The organism is Ignavibacteriales bacterium (assembly GCA_026390795.1).
Classification (GTDB): domain Bacteria; phylum Bacteroidota; class Ignavibacteria; order Ignavibacteriales; family Melioribacteraceae; genus Fen-1258.
In genome coordinates this window covers 1-17,709 of record JAPLFG010000003.1, presented here as the reverse complement: position 1 = coordinate 17,709, position 17,709 = coordinate 1, and the positions used below count along the sequence as shown (strand labels likewise).

Here is a 17,709-nt window from a genome sequence, read left to right as displayed (position 1 = left end):
AGGTGAAAATTAAAATACAAAGGTGATTGATAATGAAAATAAATAAAATGAAAAAAGTACTAATTGCACTGGATTATGATCCCACTGCGCAAAAAGTTGCAGAGCTTGGTTTTTCAATGGCTAAGGGGATGAACGCGGAAGTTGTTTTGCTGCATGTAACATCAAATCCTGCGTATTATTCCTCTACTGAATATTCTCCTATAATGGGGTTTACCGGTTACATGAATATGGATCCTTCACAATTAGATATTGTTGAAGAATTGAAAAAAGGATCCCAACAATTTCTTGATAAATCAAAACACCATCTTGGCGATGAAACAATCCAAACTGTCGTAAAAGAGGGGGATTTTGCCGAAGCGATATTAAATACTGCAAAAGAATTGCATGCGGATGTTATTGTTATGGGCTCTCATAGTAAGAAATGGTTGGAAAATATAATCATGGGAAGTGTTACGGAAGAAGTTTTACATCACACTTCTATACCGCTTTTCATCGTACCGACTAAAAAGGAAAAATGAAAATTGTTTTTCTTGTCTCAACTTTGGATTGATAAACAAATTAATTGGTTCCGAATGCAATAAGATTCCGTTAGTAGGTGTTACGATTGTAAGACTAACCGAGTAAGAAGAGAAAGGGGATTAATGACCATTATCGATAGTAAATTAATCAAAATTATTTCATCAGGAGAAAAGTATGCAGATCCAAATTAATACAGATAATAACATCAAGGTTCACAAAGCGTTTGCGGTACAGATCAATGGTGTAGTGGAAAGCGCTCTGAGTCGATTGAGTGATAATATCACGCGTGTGGAAATCCATCTGAGCGATGAGAATGGAGAGAAGAGCGGTCAGGACGACAAACGCTGTGTAATGGAAGCCCGCCTCGAAAAACGCCAGCCCATCGCGGTCACTCATAATGCCGCGACAGTTGATCAAGCGGTTAACGGTGCTGCTGATAAATTGGTTAGATTGATCGAGAGTTTACTCGGAAGGCAGCAAGATCAAAAGAGTCAGTCACATGAATGATACTCGCTAACAAATTCCGAATACATAATAAAATGATTGAACATCAAAAAGGGATCATGTCATAGTGAATAAAATATTCCGGCAACAAAAACTGCGATTGATACAACTTTTCTAATTGGTGGGGAATTCCCATACATCAAATACTTTATAGATGTAGTCCCTTTTTCATCCCTTTGGGTGATTGTGAAATCTTGTTTATTATGAGTAACATCTTTTAGCAATTATTTTGATCATGTAAGAGAGGACTAGAATGGAATCTAAATCCAATAAAGCAGCGAGACAATTTTCACCTTCCACACCATCTATGATGGACAGATGGATTGAACAAAAAGCCAAACTAAAAAAGAAATTTCCAAATCTAACTAATAATGATTTACTATATCATGAAGGTAAAAAAAACGAGATGTTTGAAAATCTTCGGATTAAGCTTAATCTAAGCAAAGAAGAATGGAAAAAAATGATTGACAAGTTATAAAACCATTTTAGAAGAAATTTTTGGAACTAGATTTCTAACTGCAATAGAAGGAGAAAAAAATGAGTAAGGGTCAAGACGCAAAAAAGGGTTCAAAGAAAGAGCCTGCAAAAACTATGAAAGAAAAAAAAGCTGCTAAGAGAGAGAAGAAAAACGAAAAAAATAATCATGGAATTCTTAATCAATAACTCGTTTAATCTGGAAGTTTGAAATTGTATCATCTAAAACAATGCTGCTGCTTAATGCCGACTTTTATGAAGCTGCCTCTTCTTACTATAAACCCTACTTAACCTTAAGTGGAAATTATATAGTCCATTTTTCATCCTTTTGGACTATTGTTTTGTTCTACAGATTCTTCTTTTCTTTACGCGATAATAATTTCAAAATACTAAAATCGCTACTAAGAGGTTGCTCAACTTTTGAACTTTTATTAGCAAGTGGATAATAGTATCAAATTAAACCAATAATGAAAGCCATGTTGCATGTAAAAAAAGTATATGTGGAGATAAAATAAAATGAATAAAAAAGAAGTGAAATTTCAGCGGAAGACCCTTCCAAAAGCCCCAACAAGTATTCAAGGATTTGACGAAATTACAGGCGGCGGATTACCGAAAGGAAGACCAACTCTAATATGCGGAGGTCCGGGTTGCGGAAAGACGCTTTTTGCGATGGAGTTTCTCGTTCGAGGTGCAACTCGCTACAATGAACCCGGTGTATTCATTTCGTTTGAGGAAACTGAAAAAGAACTTACGGCAAATGTTGCTTCCTTGGGATTCGATTTAGATAGTCTTGTTGCCCATAAAAAGATTTTACTTGAACACATTAAAATTGAGCGCGGTGAAATAGAACAAACTGGTGAATATGATCTGAAAGGTTTGTTCGTCCGAATCCATAGTGCAATTGAAAGCATCGGTGCTAAACGTGTTGTGCTTGATACTATTGAATCTCTTTTCTCAGCGCTGCCCAATTCTACTATTGTACGAACAGAACTGCGGCGGTTATTCAGCTGGTTAAAAAAGAAAGGTGTTACAACTATAATTACCGGAGAACGAGGAGATGGTACATATACTCGTTTAACACGTCAAGGTTTGGAAGAGTACGTTTCCGATTGTGTCATTGTTCTGGATCATCGCGTCAGCGATCAATCATCCATACGCAGATTGCGAATTGTTAAATACCGCGGTTCAACTCACGGTACAAACGAATATCCTTTCTTAATTGATGAGGATGGATTTTCTGTTCTACCGGTCACTTCGCTTGGATTAAACCACATTTCAACTAACGAAAGAATATCCTCCGGTATTCCAAGACTGGATACAATGCTTTCGGGTAAAGGTTACTATCGCGGCAGTACTATACTTGTTTCTGGTACCGCAGGTACAGGTAAAACAAGCCTTGCGGCACAATTTGTTGAAGCTGCTTGCAGGCGCGGAGAGCGCGTTCTTTATTTTGCTTTCGAAGAATCCCCTAGTCAGTATATGCGTAATATGGCATCAATCGGAATTCATTTAGCACCGTGGGTTAAAAAAGGAATACTTAGCTTTCATGCAACACGTCCAACACTCTTTGGATTGGAACATCATTTAACTACTACTATTAAATTAATTAATAAAGTTCAACCGCAAATAGTTGTTCTAGACCCTATTGATGCTTTTGTTATTGGAAACAACCAAACTGAAGTAAAAATAATGTTACTACGACTTGTAGATTTTTTAAAGATGAGAAATATTACTGCATTCTTCGTAAATCTTTCTGACGCGGGTGATAGCCAGGAACTTACAGATATGTCAATATCATCGCTGATAGATACATGGCTGCTTTTGCGTGATATTGAAATTGGCGGTGAGCGCAATAGAGGATTGTATATTCTTAAATCTCGCGGGATGGAACATTCTAATCAGATTCGCGAGTTTAAACTGACAGACCATGGGATTGAATTGCTTGATGTTTATGTTGGTCCGGAAGGTGTATTAACCGGTTCCGCTCGTTTATCACAAGAAGCTAAAAACGATGCAGAACAATTATTACGCCGGCAAGAAATTGAGCGTAGACAATTTGGATTAGCACTAAAACGTGCAGCGACCGAAGCTCAGATTGTTGTACTGCGATCTGAATTTAAAGAGGAAGAATCAGAAACACAAAAAATCATCGATATGGAAAAAGCAAAAGCGGAAATGTTTGTACATAATGAGAAAAAAATGGCAAAGAGTAGAAAAGCAGATAAATTCATAAAATTTAGTCGTACCGGAAAAAAGGCTAGTTGATTTTTGTAGATGCTTGAGAGACGAAATTGAAATCCAATTGCTGGTTGATAAAGCTAGTGTTTTCTATAAATGAGCAGTGGTTGATTGAGTTGGACCTTGTTGAAAATAGTTGTTTAAAGAGTAAGTGAAAATCTGCAGCGATAAGTAGGGATCAAAATCAAAAGGGAAAACAACAATCGGGAAAAATCATCAGCAAAGGTCGGGACAGTAAAAAGAATTTAAAGAAAGAACCGGCAAAACCATGAAAGAAAAAAAACGCAAAAAGGGAAAAGAAAAACGAAAAGAATAATCATGGAATTCTGAATCAATAACTCACCTTACAAAGAAGCCTAAAATTATATATAGATTGAAATGAAGTTTCGACAACTTTATTATTAAATAATTCCTTTTTGCCATACCGCCTAAAAGATGTAGTTCCTTTTTCATCCCTTTGACCGATTGAATTTAGATCTTGATTAGTTGCATCTTAATTTCGGTAGTAAATGAAAAATACCATAATGGAATAAAGATGGAGATTCTATTTGAAAAAGATCCGGTTAATAATGACAATAGTTTTTTTGACTATTATCATCAATGAGTCTCCCGCTCAACAGCGTTCATTTGGGCTTGGTGTAATTATTGGCGAACCGACCGGTTTAAGTGCAAAATTGTGGACTTCTCAAACTACTGCATTTTATTTCGGTATCGGCTTGTCTTTATGCGGTGACCGCATCAGTTGTTACGATGGCTACAATGATGGAAGCATCCGTGTTCATTTACATTTTGATTATCTGTTGCATCAATATAATGCAATTGGTTCAACTGAGGAATTCCCAATTTGTTATGAAGTAGGAGGGTGATTCAGCGGCGGTGGCGGGTATTACAATTCTTTAGCCGTTCGCTTTGTGGTGGATCTTGCGTAGGTTCCGCAATAAACACCAATTGATATCTTAATAGAATTTGTTCCTTCTCTCCAGTTGACTTCAAAACCGGGATTAGCGATGGATTCTGCCCCCGGAGGAAGATATTATTTTTGATGAAATAGAAGGACTAGAAGTAAAGCTAAGAGAATTGAAAATGAAAGGTGTTTTCCAAAGGGGTTTGATTTGTTTGCTGTTCGATGCCAGCAGTTTGTTCAAACCCCTAGCTTTTAGTAAAAATTAATTATGAGTCTTTACAAAGTATCATTTGTATTTCAATTTAATTTCGAGAAAATAATATGAAAAAAATAAGATTATTACTTATTGAAGATAACCGTCTTCTTCGCAATGGAATTCTTACGATTCTTAAACCTCACAATGATATAATTATAATCTCCGCAAGCGGAGACGGTAAGACCACTTTAGCAAAAATAAAGCAGTTAAAACCAAATGTTGTTCTTTTGGATTTGGGATTAAGAAGTCAAAACAGTTTACACGTAGTGGAAATAGTTAAAAAAGATTTTCCGCAGGCAAAAATAATTATTATGGATCTTGCCCCAGTTCAAGCCGATATTTTACAATACGTAAGAGCAGGCGCTAATGGATTCATCCTTAAAGATGCATCGCTTAATGATTTATTAATCACTATACGAACTGTAGCAGATGGGTCAACAGTGCTTCCGCCTTTATTAGTTGATTCACTTTTTTCACAGATTGTTGACAACGCGGTAAGGGAAGGAAAAACTAAACTGAAGGGAGCTGTCCAGATGACTAAACGGGAACAAGAGGTTATTGCGCTTCTTGGTGAAGGAATGAGTAACAGAGAGATCGGTCATAAAATTCATGTATCAACATATACCGTTAAAAGTCATATTCATAATATCATGGAAAAGCTGGCACTACATACACGATTGGAAATTGCAAACTATTCTTACACAGATGAAACTCTTGCAACAATTTCCAAGAGTATTTCAATGATTAACAATTTGTAAAACATTCGCTCTTCATTCCAACAGTTGTTGGGCGAAACAGCGGAATAAAAAAAGGAGCAACGTTATGCGTTATGTATATGTACTAATCGTAGTATTATTCTTGTCCACTACTTTCAGCACTTCAAGTAGAGTAGATGCACAAATACGTTTTGGTATCAGCTTTAATCTAAATAGCCAGCCGGCTTGGGGACCTACCGGGTATGATGAAGTTGAATATTATTACATACCGGGAATTGAAGCCTACTACAATGTTTCACTACATCGCTTTTATTTTAATGAAAGAGGGCGTTGGGTTGGAAGAACTTCTTTACCTTACCGTTATAGAAACTTTAACCTGTATAATTCTTATAAAGTAGTTATTAATGAACGAGAACCTTGGAGAAATCATAATAACTACAGAGAAAAATATTCTTCATTTAGAGATCGCCATGATCAGCAGCCGATTCGTGATAGCCGCGAGTCAAAATATTTTGCGAACAAATATCATCCGGAACATAATAATTGGATTAAACAACAAAGGCAGGATAAGAATAAACGCGATGGTTGGAGCAAAAGAAATGATAACAATGATAGAAAAGAGAATAACAATCAAAACAACGATCGCAATAAGAAAAACGGCAGGAATAAAAAGTAACCGGGATTTATAATTACAAAAATTCTAAACCGGTTTTGATTTAATTGCATTATTGCATCTCAAAACCGGTATCGTAAATTGATTGAGAACAAATTACTCATACTCGAAATTAATTGATTTAACCCGTTGTGTGAATTAGAATGTAAACCTTTAAAACGGTTCTAACATTGCATTTTGTTTCTAACCCCGCGATTAATCACGGGGTTAATCTATGAAAGAATGTTTTATTTAACTGTATCAACAGTTTATTGAACTATATTTTTTAATTCGCACATCAAGTTGATTTAGTTTGTTTCTAAGTGTCTCTCTTTTTGATGAGACAATTATTATCTATAACCTAAAATTCAGACAAGGTCTTGTACACAAAAAAATATTAATGAAATTTTCTATTAACTGAATCGGATCTGATCTAAATTGAACATTAGTAACTGCATTATAAGTATCAAATTAATAGAAAACCCTAACCTCACCTCCCGAAGGATGTAGTCCCTTTTTCATCCCTTTGACCGATTGAATACTTCCTCGTAACTGTTGATACTGAAATCGGAATAAAACCAATTAATCTTTTAAGAAAGAAAAATGATACTTGTAAGCATTTTTTCTACCGAAGAAAAATTTGTAATACGCTTAAATCACAAAATTAATTTTGTGACCGAAAGGAAATTTGATAATACAAAATCGTTTGACAAGAGGTCGTTCTATCTTTATCTGTTTGCACAATTATTCTTCTCCATAACAAAATTGATTTTTCGAGAAATATTTGTGAGGTCTAGAAAATGAATATTTTAATGGTCTATCCGATGTATCCCGATACATTTTGGAGTTTTAAGCATGCTCTCAAATTTGTATCGAAGAAAGCAAGCTTTCCTCCTTTAGGATTATTAACCGTTGCCGCAATGCTTCCAAAAGAATGGAACAAAAAATTAATTGATATGAACGCGAGCAATCTCATTGATAAAGATATTCTTTGGGCAGATTACGTTTTCATAAGCGCCATGTCAATTCAAAGTGAATCGGCAAATCAAGTCATCGAAAGATGCAAAAAGCTAAAAGCAAAAATTGTTGCCGGCGGACCTTTATTTACAAGCAGCCCGGAATATTACCAAGAGATAGATCATTTGATTCTTAATGAAGCCGAAATTACACTTCCGCAATTTCTAAATGATCTGAACGAAGGAAAGCCGAAACGAAAATACACTTCGGAAGAGTGGGCAAATATTACAGCCACACCTTTGCCTCTTTGGGAATTAGTATCTCTTAAAAATTATACTTCCATGAATGTTCAGTATTCACGCGGATGCCCTTTCGATTGTGACTTCTGCGATATCACGGTTCTTTATGGAAGGAAGCCTCGTACAAAAACTAAAGCACAGGTTTTGGCGGAATTGGACGCATTATATTTTACCGGCTGGCGTGGACCGGTATTTTTTGTAGATGATAATTTCATTGGTAACAAGGTAAAATTGAAAGAGGAAGTTCTTCCTGCAATCATTGAGTGGATGGAGAAAAGAAAAAATCCATTTTACTTCAACACAGAAGTATCAATCAATCTTGCCGATGATGATAAACTGATGCAACTTATGGTTAAGGCGGGATTTGAAGCAGTGTTTATAGGAATCGAATCACCAAATGAAGAAAGTCTAATCGAATGCAACAAGCCTCAAAATCGTAATCGGGATTTAATTCAAAGTGTCAAAAAAATTCAATCGGAGGGCATGGAGGTTCAAGGCGGTTTTATTGTAGGATTTGATAATGATCCTCCGGTTATCTTTGAAGAACTTACAAACTTCATACAAGAGAGCGGAATTGTCACAGCAATGGTTGGTTTATTAAATGCACCAAGAGGAACGAAACTTCAGAAAAGATTACTTAACGAAGGAAGATTGTTAAGCGATTTTACCGGAAATAATACCGACTTTTCAATGAATTTTATCCCGCAGATGAATCCCGAAATTCTTTTAAACGGTTACAAGAAAATATTAAACACAATCTATTCACCCAAATACTTTTATGAACGTGTAATGCGTTTTATGAAAGACTTTGAGCCAAAGAAGAAGAAAGTTTTTCACCTCAATCCGAATTATATACTCGCGCTGTTTAAATCAATGTTGAAATTAGGAGTGGTCGGTGAGGAAAGAATTTATTATTGGAAATTATTTTTTTGGTCGCTGTTCCGCAAACCGCAACTTTTTTCTCTGGCAATATTATTTACGATTTACGGATTTCATTTCAAAAAAATATCCAACAGTTTTTATTGAGAGAATTTCATGCAATCAAATGAGTCGAAAGCAATTGATGATAAAGTTTAATCGTTCATGTTAACGAACTAATAATAGAAGAGAGTGAGTAATGGAATTTTCCACATTAGCAATGATTGTTTTCGGTTTCTTGGCAATTGTTATTGTCATTTGTACAATAATACTTTACCCGGAATTGAGAGAAGTAGTTAAAGAGTTCAAGAGAGATTAATATGAAAAATTTATTTGGTCAGATAATATCACTTATTAAAATTCAACTATGAAAAATTCTGAAGGAGATCTTTATCTTGAAAAAAAAGGCAGCACTTTCCACACTCAACCGTATCGCCTTCATCGGAAATTATTCACCGCGTCAGTGCGGCATAGCAACATTTACTACAGATTTATGCGAGGCAATCGCTGCACAATATGTTGAAACAACTTGTATTGCACTTCCTGTTAATGATATAGAAGCTGGTTATGCATATCCAACACGGGTACGATTTGAACTCATAGAAAAAGATGTTGATTCCTACCGCCGTGCAGCAGATTTTCTAAATATCAACGACGTTGATCTGGTTTGTGTGCAATTTGAGTATGGAATCTTCGGCGGAAAAGTAGGAAGTCATATTCTTTCACTTTTGCGTGAGCTGAGAATGCCGATAGTTACAACCTTGCATACAATACTAAAAAACCCCGATCATGATCAACGTAGAGTATTGGAAGAGGTTGCAGCGTTATCCGATCGTCTCGTAGTTATGAGTGAACGCGGTTCTGATTTTTTACAAACCATCTATAATGTGTCATCGGAAAAAATTGATTTGATTCCGCACGGTATTCCAGATGTACCGTTTGTTGATCCAAGTTTCAATAAAGATTTATTTGGAGTAGAAGGGAAAACTGTCTTGCTAAGTTTTGGTTTACTCTCAGCAAGTAAAGGAATAGAAACCGTAATTTCGGCTATGCCTAAAATAGTTGCACGCTACCCGGATTGTGTCTATATGGTAGTTGGCGCTACACATCCTCACGTCTTGCAATCCGAGGGTGAAACTTATCGGCTCTCGCTTCAGTGGTTAGCACATCAAAAAGGTGTAGAAAGTAATGTTATCTTTTATAACCGCTTTGTCAGTCTGGAAGAACTTGTTGAATTCATTGGCGCAGCCGATATCTATATTACTCCTTATTTAAATGAAGCACAGATTACATCCGGAACTTTGGCTTATACTGTAGGAGCTGGAAAAGCCGTTATCTCTACACCATATTGGTATGCACAAGAAATGCTTGCTGATGGGCGTGGCATGCTGGTTCCGTTCCGCGATTCTGATGCCTTAGCTGAGCAAGTAATCAATCTATTGGAGAATGAATCCGAAAGGCATGCCATGCGCAAGCGTGCTTATAAATTTGGACGAGGTATGATTTGGTCTGAAGTGGCGAAACGTTATATGGAAAGTTTTGAACTTGCACGGGTAGAGCGTCGACATTATACACCACCTGGATTTATTGCGAAAGCTCTTGATAAAAGATCTGGCGAATTGCCTCCTTTAAAACTCGATCACCTAAACCGTCTAACAGATTATACCGGTATACTTCAACACGCACTTTTTACCGTACCTAATTATTCACATGGTTATACAACCGATGACAATGCGCGGGCTCTTTTAGTTAGTATTCTCTTAGATGAACTAGGCAGCAGCGAGAATTTGGGTTTAACTTACCGCTATCTTGCCTTTCTTGGATTTGCATTCAACGATGAAACAAAACGTTTTCGAAATTTTATGGACTATCAACGCAATTGGTTGGAAGATAATGGTTCAGATGACAGTCATGGTCGTGCACTTTTAGCTTTGGGAACATTATTAAGCCATTCTAATACACCTGCTTTCAATAGTATAGCTGGTTGGTTGTTTGAACAAACTTTACCCGCAATTCTCTCAACTACAAGCCCTCGTGCTTGGGCATTTGCACTTATAGGTATTTATGAATATTTACAAAAATTTGCAGGCGACAGCAGGGCTAACCATGTACGAGATGAATTAGCGGGACGGCTTCTAACATTATATCAAAACAATCGTTCTGAAAAATGGCGATGGTTTGAAAAAGAACTTTCATATTGCAATGCTGTTCTACCACATGCATTGCTCTCATGCGGCAAATCAATACCTAACACAGCTATGACTGATGGCGGTTTGGAGTCGTTAAAATGGCTTGCAGATTTACATCGTGCGGATACAGACCATTTTGTCCCGATCGGATCAAATGGTTTTTATAAAGAAGGTGAAGAACGTGCCCGTTTTGATCAGCAGCCAGTTGAAGCGCAAACGATGGTATCGGCTAGTCTCGAGGCATTCAGAATTACAGGTGATAAATTTTGGAAACAGGAAGCTCGTCAAGCATTTGAATGGTTTCTCGGACGTAATGATTTAAATCTTTCCGTTTACGATCCAACGACAGGCGGCTGCCGCGATGGTTTGCATTCCGACCGTCTGAACGAAAATCAAGGATCAGAATCAACTTTAGCTTTTCTCCAATCATTGTTGGAGTTACGCTTGGCTGAACAGACTCATCTATCTATGGAGGCATTATTAAAATGAACAATCAGCATGAAGAACTTTTTCACCGTAATAAATTAAATCCAATTCTTACAGCAAATAATTGGCCTTATCCTATAAACAGTGTATTCAATGCAGGTGCTACATTACTGCCTGATGGTACAACTTTACTTTTGTGCCGTGTAGAAGACCGGCGAGGATTATCTCACTTTTGTGTTGCCCGTTCCGTAAATGGAATTGATGGCTGGCAAATTGATCCGGAGCCAACTCTATTACCAGATCCTAAGAATCATCCGGAAGAATTATGGGGCATTGAAGATCCGCGAATTACTTTCGTTAAAGAATTGAATAAATATGTTGTTGTCTATACTGCTTTTTCGCGAGACGGTCCCGGTGTTGCTTTGGCACTCACAGAAGATTTCCGCACCTTTGAACGGCATGGTATTATAATGTCGCCTGAAGATAAAGATGCGGCATTACTTCCATATCGAATTGGCGGTAATTGGGCTTTGATCCATCGTCCGGTCAGTGCGCCAAGAGCCCATATGTGGATTTCTTATTCACCGGACTTGATTCATTGGGGAAGTCACAAGTTAATGATGGATGCAAGAAAGGGCGCATGGTGGGATGCAAATAAAATTGGTCTTTCACCCCCGCCGATTGAAACATCACAGGGCTGGTTAGTTATTTATCATGGAGTAAGACAATCATGTGGTGGATGCATTTATAGGTTAGGACTCGCACTGTTTGATTTGAACAAACCAGAAATATGCATTAAGCGTGGCAACGAATGGGTCTTCGCTCCGGAAGAACCTTACGAGCAACGGGGCGATGTTGGTAATGTTGTTTTTCCATGCGGGTACACAATCGGGCCGGATGGCGATACACTTAATATTTATTATGGCGCGGCAGATACAAGCATTGCCTTAGCTACAGGCAGTATAAAAGAAATGCTTGGTTGGCTTGAACAACACAGTTCATAAAAGAGAGGATTATATGAAATCAATAACAAATACACCTCTTGTACTTGCGTTTATAATTGTTGTAATAATTTTCTTACTCTTTTGCGGCGGAGCTATTACACTAACATTGTTAAACGGCGGAATGAATCACAGTATGAATGAAGAAGGATGGCGGGGCAACATAACCTGGTTGTGGGTACCAACCGCTATTACTTTCATCCTAAGTGTGTTATTAGGTATAGTCATATTTAGGAAAAAGGAGTGAAACAATAATCAGATTTCATTTTCATTAAGGTAAAGGAAAAGTAATGAAGGCCTTAGTATATAATGGTCCGGGCAAGCGAGGATGGGAAGAAAAACCGAAACCCGTAATTAAAAATTCGTCGGATGCAATTATAAAAATAACAAAAACTACCATTTGCGGAACTGATCTTCACATCATGAAAGGAGATGTTCCTGAAGTGATTGAAGGTCTTATACTTGGGCATGAAGGAGTTGGTATTATTGAAGAAGTTGGAACGGGTGTTTCGAATTTTAAAGTTGGCGACAAGGTGCTGATTTCATGTATCACATCTTGTGGAATTTGTGACGCGTGTAAGAAAGGAATGTATTCTCATTGCGAAACCGGCGGTTGGATTCTCGGTCATATGATCGATGGAACACAAGCTGAATATGTAAGAATACCTCATGCCGATACAAGTCTGTATCATCTTCCGGATGGTGTGGATGAAGAAGCGCTTGTTATGTTGAGCGATATTTTACCAACCGGGTTTGAATGCGGAGTTCTAAAGGGACAAATCGAACCAGGAGATACAGTTGCTATAGTTGGTGCAGGACCAATTGGACTTGCAGCTTTACTAACTGCACAATTCTATTCCCCAGCCGAGATTATAATGGTTGATCAAGATGAAAACCGGTTAAAAATTGCAAAAACATTTGGAGCAACAAAGCTTGTTAGTAACAATACTATTGAAGATATAATGAAACTTACAAATGGAAAGGGGGTTGACGTAGCTATCGAAGCAGTAGGTATACCTGCGACATTTGATATTTGTCAATCAATCATTGCTGCTGGAGGAAACATAGCAAACATTGGTGTTCACGGCAAAAGTGTTGAATTACATCTAGAAAAGTTGTGGTCTAGAAACATAACAATTACAACCCGTCTTGTTGATACAGTAACCATACCATTGTTGTTGAAAACAGTATTGTCAGGAAAACTGCAACCGGCAAAACTAATAACTCATCGGTTTGCACTAAACGAAATAATGAAAGCATACGATACATTTGGAAATGCAGCAAAAGAAAAAGCTCTCAAAGTTATTCTTACAAATCAATGAGAGAGCAAATAATTATGCGAGTCACATTTAGTAGAAGAGATATAAAATGAAACTGTATGAAAAATTTATCATGACTGTAGTGTTCGGCTGTCTACTGATTCTAGTAGAAAGTTGTTCAACATCATCACTCGTTGATGTATGGAATGATCCATCATATCATGAATCTCCGTTGAAGAAAATATTTGTAATCGCCATAAGAAAAGATCCCGTTCAGCGGCGAATCTGGGAGGATGCATTTGTCAGCGAACTTTCCAAACATGGTGTCCAAGCAACTTCGTCATACAATCTATTTCCGGATCTATTGCCGGATACAAATCAAGTAATTCAAACTGTTCAAGAAAAAGGATTCGATGGAATTCTTATTACTCGTCTTCTTTACGATGAAACGAAATCACATTATGTAGATAGTTACGTTACAACCAAAATAGAATCACGCTATAATATTTTTCGAAAAAGGTATGACACATATTTCCGTAACGTTCAACATCCGGGATATGTTGAGTCTCAAATTATTAACCGTCGCGCAATTGATGTGTGGGTGATTAGGAATGATGAGCGAATGATTTGGAGTGCAACAAGTAATTCTCCAGAACGTAATTCAATTAAAGCTGTCCAAGAAGATATTGCCGAACTTGTTATACCTGCATTAAGACGGAAGGCAATTATTAAATAGGAGCTGAAGAGATGGTGCAAAATACAATTGAAAAAATCGAAGAGAAGATTAGGACAAACAGTTCTCTCACGGCAAAAAATAAAACTGAGCTTCTTGATCTGCTGGCAACTCTGAAACCCGAAATTTCGAAATTTTCAGAAGCACAAAGAGAACATGCGGAGAGCATTGCCGGATTCATGGAACGCTCTGCTCACGAAGCAACACGGCATGAGAAGAATCCAACACTTTTAAAGATTGCCGTTGATGGTTTGTCCAGTTCGGTAAAAGGTTTTGAAGAATCGCACCCGCAATTGGTAGAAAATGTGAATTACATTGCAAATGCATTAGCGAACATGGGTATTTAAAATATCATGAATGAGCACAACATAGTGATTGGAATATTTGAGAATGAATTTTATGCAATAATTGCAAAAAGAGATCTCAGAGAAGCCGGAATTAGAGCAAACATTCTTAAAAAGGACCGAGGAGAAACTTTGCATTTGTTTAATCAATCAGAAGGTGTTCAGCTTTTAGTTCCCGAAGCCCAAGAAACAATAGCAAAAGAAATACTTCAAATAAAATTTATCTAACGAGGTTTGCTTTAATATCTATCATGCAATAATGAATGTTCGTAAAATTCAATTAATTATTGATCATCAAATAATTTTGTTACTTGGATTATTTGGAGGGGAATACAAATGGAATATGCTCATTAGAAAAATAAATAAAGGATTATAACAATGAATACAAGATCAGTAGGCCTCATTATTCTCGCAATAGGTTTTGCGATGACTCTCTATACCGGTTTTAATTATGTAACAAGAGAAAAAATTGTGGACTTAGGCAGCGTCGAAATAACAAAGGATAAAGAACATACAGCAAGTTGGTCTCCATTTATTGGTATGGGTGTAATAGTAATCGGCGGTATTGTGTTTCTATCCGGCAGAAAGAAATAGTCTAGACTGAAAGTGAAGAGAAGTGATTAATGCTAAAATGAATTTTAAAATTTTGAAAAAGTCGAGAGAAAAAAATTGAAAAAAAAAGTGGGTTTGTGGATTGACCATAGAAAAGCGGTCATAGTAAGTATAACAGAGGATCAGGAAGAGATAAAGTCAATCACATCAGACATGGAAAAACATGTTCGATTCTCCGGTGAGGCGCAAAAAAACTCTGAAGAGGATATTCGTGACAGACGCTTTATGAATCATCTCAACAAATACTATGGTGAGGTAATTTCGATTGTTAAAGATGCAGAATCGATTCTGATAGTTGGACCTGGTGAGGCGAAGGTTGAGTTCAAAAAACAACTCGAGAATGAAAAGCAAATTGGACGAGTGATTGAAACTGGGACTGCTGCCAAGATGACCGAGAATCAATTCGCCGCAAAAGTAAGAGCATACTTTTCCAAATAGAGTTTCTAATTCAAAGATGAGAATAAGCTAAATAGATTTCATTGAATTAACTTGGAAAGACACATTGATTAAAGATCTTATTCTAGAACAAAAATATTCTGACTTCAATTCAGAAGTAATTCCTCATTTAAGTTCACTCAAAAATTATGCCTTAAAAATGACGAATGATAATGACGATTCCGAAGACTTATTACAGGATACTTTGTTGAAAGCATTTAGATTCTTCGATAATTATAAAAAAGGTTCAAACGCAAGAGCGTGGCTGTTCAAAATTATGAAAAATTCATTCATAAATGATTACCGCAAAAAGAATAAACAACCTTTCAAACTTGATTACGATGATGTCCAAAATTTTTATGAAAATATTAAACCGGAAGATGTATCAACACAGCACTATATACAGGATGAATTCTACAATGTTTTTGATGATGAAATTGTAAATGCACTTTCTACTTTACCTGATGATTTCCGCACAGTTGTTTTCCTATCTGATATTGAGGGTTACTCATATAAAGAAATTTCTGAATTTGTTGATTGTCCCATAGGTACTGTGCGCTCACGATTAAACCGCACACGAAAAATTCTATATGCACTTCTCCACAATTATGTTCAGTCAAATAACCACCCTGCATTAAAAATTAAGGAAGAAAATTATGAGCAAAGATCAAAGCGGTAAAAAGAATCTAAAGAAAGAAACTGCTAAAACTATGAAAGAAAAAAAGGCAGCTAAAAGAGAAAAGAAAAATATTAAGACAAACCAAGTTCTCTTCAATCAACAAATGAGTTAGTCGCTTAAAGAATGATTGAAAATATGAAAATAAAGAACAGCATTTGAGACACTCCAAGATATTTAATGACACAATAAGAATGAATTAAATGATTCTGAAACAATCTCATGATCAACGCCATGAAACAAAAATTACTAACTGAACATTATAGTTTAAGATTTTCGCTCAAAAATACTTTCTTTAGATTTGAAAATATTGTGAATTCATTCATCTATAAGATGTAGTTCCTTTTTCATCCTTTTGCCCTATTGATATACCTTCTCACTATTAAGAAATTTTAGTATAGGATAATATGACTAATGCGAATAAGAAATAGAGTCTTCATTACAATGGATTGCTATTTAAGCAGTTAAAAGTGCAATTCTAATAGTTAAAAAGAAAAATTAAAAAGGATCAATTTCATAAATACAATTAAAAAGAATGTTCATTACGCGATCAAGAAATTTAATTCGCTTACACGCTTGGATATTTATTTCTAAAATAATTGGAAGAATAATCTTAAGACATCCACCACTGTTGTATCTGTGGTTACCAAATAATTTACCTAGGAGATCATATGAAAAAAATATTTATCGGTATTCTTAGCTTAGTACTTTTTGTTTTCATCAATGCCTGTTCAAGTAGTTCTGACCCTCAGTTCCGTATAAAGAATGAACAGTCAAATAAAGTCAATGTAAATGTACAGACGACGGGAAACGATAAATTGAGCATTAACGATATCGGTGCGGGACAAACAACTGAATATCAAAAATTCTCTGAAGGGAACATTACAGTAACAAGTGTTACCCAGAATGAGTCGGTATCTTTTCTTGCTGCAAAGAATACTCGCTACACAATTGTAATTAGCTCAGACCAAACGCCGTCAGTAACAGTAGAACAGTAATTGTATAAAAATTTAAAGATTGGATGATACCGAATACATGCATGGGGGTTAATTATTTTTCAAGTGAAGTGTTCTAAAAGGGATTGTTTATGGTATCTGATGATCGAGTGAAATACCATCTTATTGAAATCTCGAAATCATACTGATATCTCATCCAAAAGGTGTAGTCCTTTTTTCATCCTTTTGACCGATTACAACAATGTTAATATCTACTTACGTTATATATGTAAAAAGCAAACGAGAACTAATTTACCTTAGGAGGTAACTTTAAAATGAACAAGATAAAAAACTATTTCAAGATGTTGTTAATTCCACTGATGATTGTAATGATTATGGCTAGCTGCGATGATAGAGTTGGAGTTACAACTCCAACAGTCGTCACAATACCAACAGTGAGTTCAACAAGTCCTGCTAATGCTGCAACTGCTGTGGCTTTTGGCAGTAATATAACCGCAACTTTCAGTGAAGCGATGAACTCTTCATCAATTACCACCGCAACATTTACATTGATGCAAGGAACATCGTTTGTCTCAGGCACAGTATCTTATACAGGCACGACTGCAACTTTTAGACCCTCAAGCAATCTTACGGCAAATACT

Annotated in this window: 22 protein-coding genes; all 22 read left to right on the top strand. The window is 36.4% G+C overall.

The window, feature by feature from the left end:
* Positions 1-32: 32 nt before the first annotated feature.
* Complete coding sequence (locus NTX65_03660; GenBank protein ID MCX6168411.1) at positions 33-518, top strand: universal stress protein; 486 nt, start codon at positions 33-35, stop codon at positions 516-518.
* Between the two features lie 175 nt (positions 519-693).
* A complete protein-coding gene (locus NTX65_03655; GenBank protein MCX6168410.1) occupies positions 694-1,026 on the top strand; it encodes an HPF/RaiA family ribosome-associated protein in 333 nt (110 codons plus the stop codon).
* 250 nt (positions 1,027-1,276) lie between these two features.
* A complete protein-coding gene (locus NTX65_03650) occupies positions 1,277-1,501 on the top strand; it encodes a hypothetical protein (protein MCX6168409.1) in 225 nt (74 codons plus the stop codon).
* A gap of 59 nt (positions 1,502-1,560) precedes the next feature.
* Complete coding sequence (locus tag NTX65_03645; protein MCX6168408.1) at positions 1,561-1,686, top strand: hypothetical protein; 126 nt, start codon at positions 1,561-1,563, stop codon at positions 1,684-1,686.
* A gap of 327 nt (positions 1,687-2,013) precedes the next feature.
* Positions 2,014-3,762, top strand: a complete 1,749-nt coding sequence (gene kaiC / locus NTX65_03640; GenBank protein MCX6168407.1) for a circadian clock protein KaiC — start codon at positions 2,014-2,016, stop codon at positions 3,760-3,762.
* 521 nt (positions 3,763-4,283) lie between these two features.
* Entirely contained in the window at positions 4,284-4,601 is a 318-nt protein-coding gene (locus tag NTX65_03635) for a hypothetical protein (protein ID MCX6168406.1), read from the top strand.
* Positions 4,602-4,960: 359 nt separating this feature from the next.
* Positions 4,961-5,653, top strand: a complete 693-nt coding sequence (locus tag NTX65_03630) for a response regulator transcription factor (GenBank protein ID MCX6168405.1) — start codon at positions 4,961-4,963, stop codon at positions 5,651-5,653.
* A gap of 64 nt (positions 5,654-5,717) precedes the next feature.
* A complete protein-coding gene (locus NTX65_03625) occupies positions 5,718-6,287 on the top strand; it encodes a hypothetical protein (GenBank protein ID MCX6168404.1) in 570 nt (189 codons plus the stop codon).
* Between the two features lie 776 nt (positions 6,288-7,063).
* Positions 7,064-8,545, top strand: a complete 1,482-nt coding sequence (locus NTX65_03620) for a DUF4070 domain-containing protein (GenBank protein MCX6168403.1) — start codon at positions 7,064-7,066, stop codon at positions 8,543-8,545.
* A 287-nt stretch (positions 8,546-8,832) separates the two neighbouring features.
* Positions 8,833-11,115, top strand: coding sequence for a glycosyltransferase family 4 protein (locus NTX65_03615; protein ID MCX6168402.1), 2,283 nt, complete (start codon positions 8,833-8,835; stop codon positions 11,113-11,115).
* A complete protein-coding gene (locus NTX65_03610; protein MCX6168401.1) occupies positions 11,112-12,056 on the top strand; it encodes a glycosidase in 945 nt (314 codons plus the stop codon). The genes NTX65_03615 and NTX65_03610 overlap by 4 nt, the downstream gene beginning before the upstream one ends.
* A 13-nt stretch (positions 12,057-12,069) precedes the next feature.
* On the top strand, positions 12,070-12,300 hold the full coding sequence (locus tag NTX65_03605; protein MCX6168400.1) for a hypothetical protein: 231 nt from the start codon (positions 12,070-12,072) through the stop codon (positions 12,298-12,300).
* Between the two features lie 43 nt (positions 12,301-12,343).
* Entirely contained in the window at positions 12,344-13,375 is a 1,032-nt protein-coding gene (locus tag NTX65_03600) for a zinc-dependent alcohol dehydrogenase family protein (GenBank protein ID MCX6168399.1), read from the top strand.
* A gap of 46 nt (positions 13,376-13,421) precedes the next feature.
* Positions 13,422-14,048, top strand: a complete 627-nt coding sequence (locus tag NTX65_03595; GenBank protein ID MCX6168398.1) for a hypothetical protein — start codon at positions 13,422-13,424, stop codon at positions 14,046-14,048.
* 11 nt (positions 14,049-14,059) lie between these two features.
* The gene (locus NTX65_03590) at positions 14,060-14,392 is read left to right on the top strand and encodes a DUF4404 family protein (protein MCX6168397.1); all 333 of its coding nucleotides are present in this window, start codon (positions 14,060-14,062) and stop codon (positions 14,390-14,392) included.
* Positions 14,393-14,416: 24 nt separating this feature from the next.
* On the top strand, positions 14,417-14,617 hold the full coding sequence (locus NTX65_03585; protein MCX6168396.1) for a hypothetical protein: 201 nt from the start codon (positions 14,417-14,419) through the stop codon (positions 14,615-14,617).
* Positions 14,618-14,767: 150 nt separating this feature from the next.
* Positions 14,768-14,983, top strand: coding sequence for a hypothetical protein (locus tag NTX65_03580; protein ID MCX6168395.1), 216 nt, complete (start codon positions 14,768-14,770; stop codon positions 14,981-14,983).
* A gap of 75 nt (positions 14,984-15,058) precedes the next feature.
* Positions 15,059-15,439 (top strand): hypothetical protein, encoded by a 381-nt coding sequence (locus NTX65_03575; GenBank protein MCX6168394.1) that lies wholly within the window; start codon positions 15,059-15,061, stop codon positions 15,437-15,439.
* Positions 15,440-15,503: 64 nt separating this feature from the next.
* The gene (locus NTX65_03570; protein MCX6168393.1) at positions 15,504-16,115 is read left to right on the top strand and encodes a sigma-70 family RNA polymerase sigma factor; all 612 of its coding nucleotides are present in this window, start codon (positions 15,504-15,506) and stop codon (positions 16,113-16,115) included.
* A complete protein-coding gene (locus NTX65_03565; GenBank protein ID MCX6168392.1) occupies positions 16,093-16,227 on the top strand; it encodes a hypothetical protein in 135 nt (44 codons plus the stop codon). Before NTX65_03570 ends, NTX65_03565 begins: the two co-directional genes overlap by 23 nt.
* Before the next feature lie 556 nt (positions 16,228-16,783).
* Complete coding sequence (locus NTX65_03560) at positions 16,784-17,110, top strand: autotransporter outer membrane beta-barrel domain-containing protein (protein ID MCX6168391.1); 327 nt, start codon at positions 16,784-16,786, stop codon at positions 17,108-17,110.
* Between the two features lie 272 nt (positions 17,111-17,382).
* On the top strand, positions 17,383-17,709 hold a 327-nt coding region (locus NTX65_03555), incomplete at its 3' end, for an Ig-like domain-containing protein (GenBank protein MCX6168390.1).

What these genes read in the sequence shown, in the direction of transcription:
- NTX65_03610 (MCX6168401.1), top strand. Translation starts at nt 11,112, where the DNA reads ATGAACAATCAGCATGAAGAACTTTTTCACCGTAATAAATTAAATCCA.
- NTX65_03650 (MCX6168409.1), top strand. Translation starts at nt 1,277, where the DNA reads ATGGAATCTAAATCCAATAAAGCAGCGAGACAATTTTCACCTTCCACA.
- NTX65_03560 (MCX6168391.1), top strand. Translation starts at nt 16,784, where the DNA reads ATGAAAAAAATATTTATCGGTATTCTTAGCTTAGTACTTTTTGTTTTC.
- NTX65_03655 (MCX6168410.1), top strand. Translation starts at nt 694, where the DNA reads ATGCAGATCCAAATTAATACAGATAATAACATCAAGGTTCACAAAGCG.
- NTX65_03660 (MCX6168411.1), top strand. Translation starts at nt 33, where the DNA reads ATGAAAATAAATAAAATGAAAAAAGTACTAATTGCACTGGATTATGAT.
- NTX65_03580 (MCX6168395.1), top strand. Translation starts at nt 14,768, where the DNA reads ATGAATACAAGATCAGTAGGCCTCATTATTCTCGCAATAGGTTTTGCG.
- NTX65_03620 (MCX6168403.1), top strand. Translation starts at nt 7,064, where the DNA reads ATGAATATTTTAATGGTCTATCCGATGTATCCCGATACATTTTGGAGT.
- NTX65_03590 (MCX6168397.1), top strand. Translation starts at nt 14,060, where the DNA reads ATGGTGCAAAATACAATTGAAAAAATCGAAGAGAAGATTAGGACAAAC.
- NTX65_03645 (MCX6168408.1), top strand. Translation starts at nt 1,561, where the DNA reads ATGAGTAAGGGTCAAGACGCAAAAAAGGGTTCAAAGAAAGAGCCTGCA.
- NTX65_03565 (MCX6168392.1), top strand. Translation starts at nt 16,093, where the DNA reads ATGAGCAAAGATCAAAGCGGTAAAAAGAATCTAAAGAAAGAAACTGCT.
- NTX65_03605 (MCX6168400.1), top strand. Translation starts at nt 12,070, where the DNA reads ATGAAATCAATAACAAATACACCTCTTGTACTTGCGTTTATAATTGTT.
- NTX65_03595 (MCX6168398.1), top strand. Translation starts at nt 13,422, where the DNA reads ATGAAACTGTATGAAAAATTTATCATGACTGTAGTGTTCGGCTGTCTA.
- kaiC (MCX6168407.1), top strand. Translation starts at nt 2,014, where the DNA reads ATGAATAAAAAAGAAGTGAAATTTCAGCGGAAGACCCTTCCAAAAGCC.
- NTX65_03630 (MCX6168405.1), top strand. Translation starts at nt 4,961, where the DNA reads ATGAAAAAAATAAGATTATTACTTATTGAAGATAACCGTCTTCTTCGC.
- NTX65_03625 (MCX6168404.1), top strand. Translation starts at nt 5,718, where the DNA reads ATGCGTTATGTATATGTACTAATCGTAGTATTATTCTTGTCCACTACT.
- NTX65_03600 (MCX6168399.1), top strand. Translation starts at nt 12,344, where the DNA reads ATGAAGGCCTTAGTATATAATGGTCCGGGCAAGCGAGGATGGGAAGAA.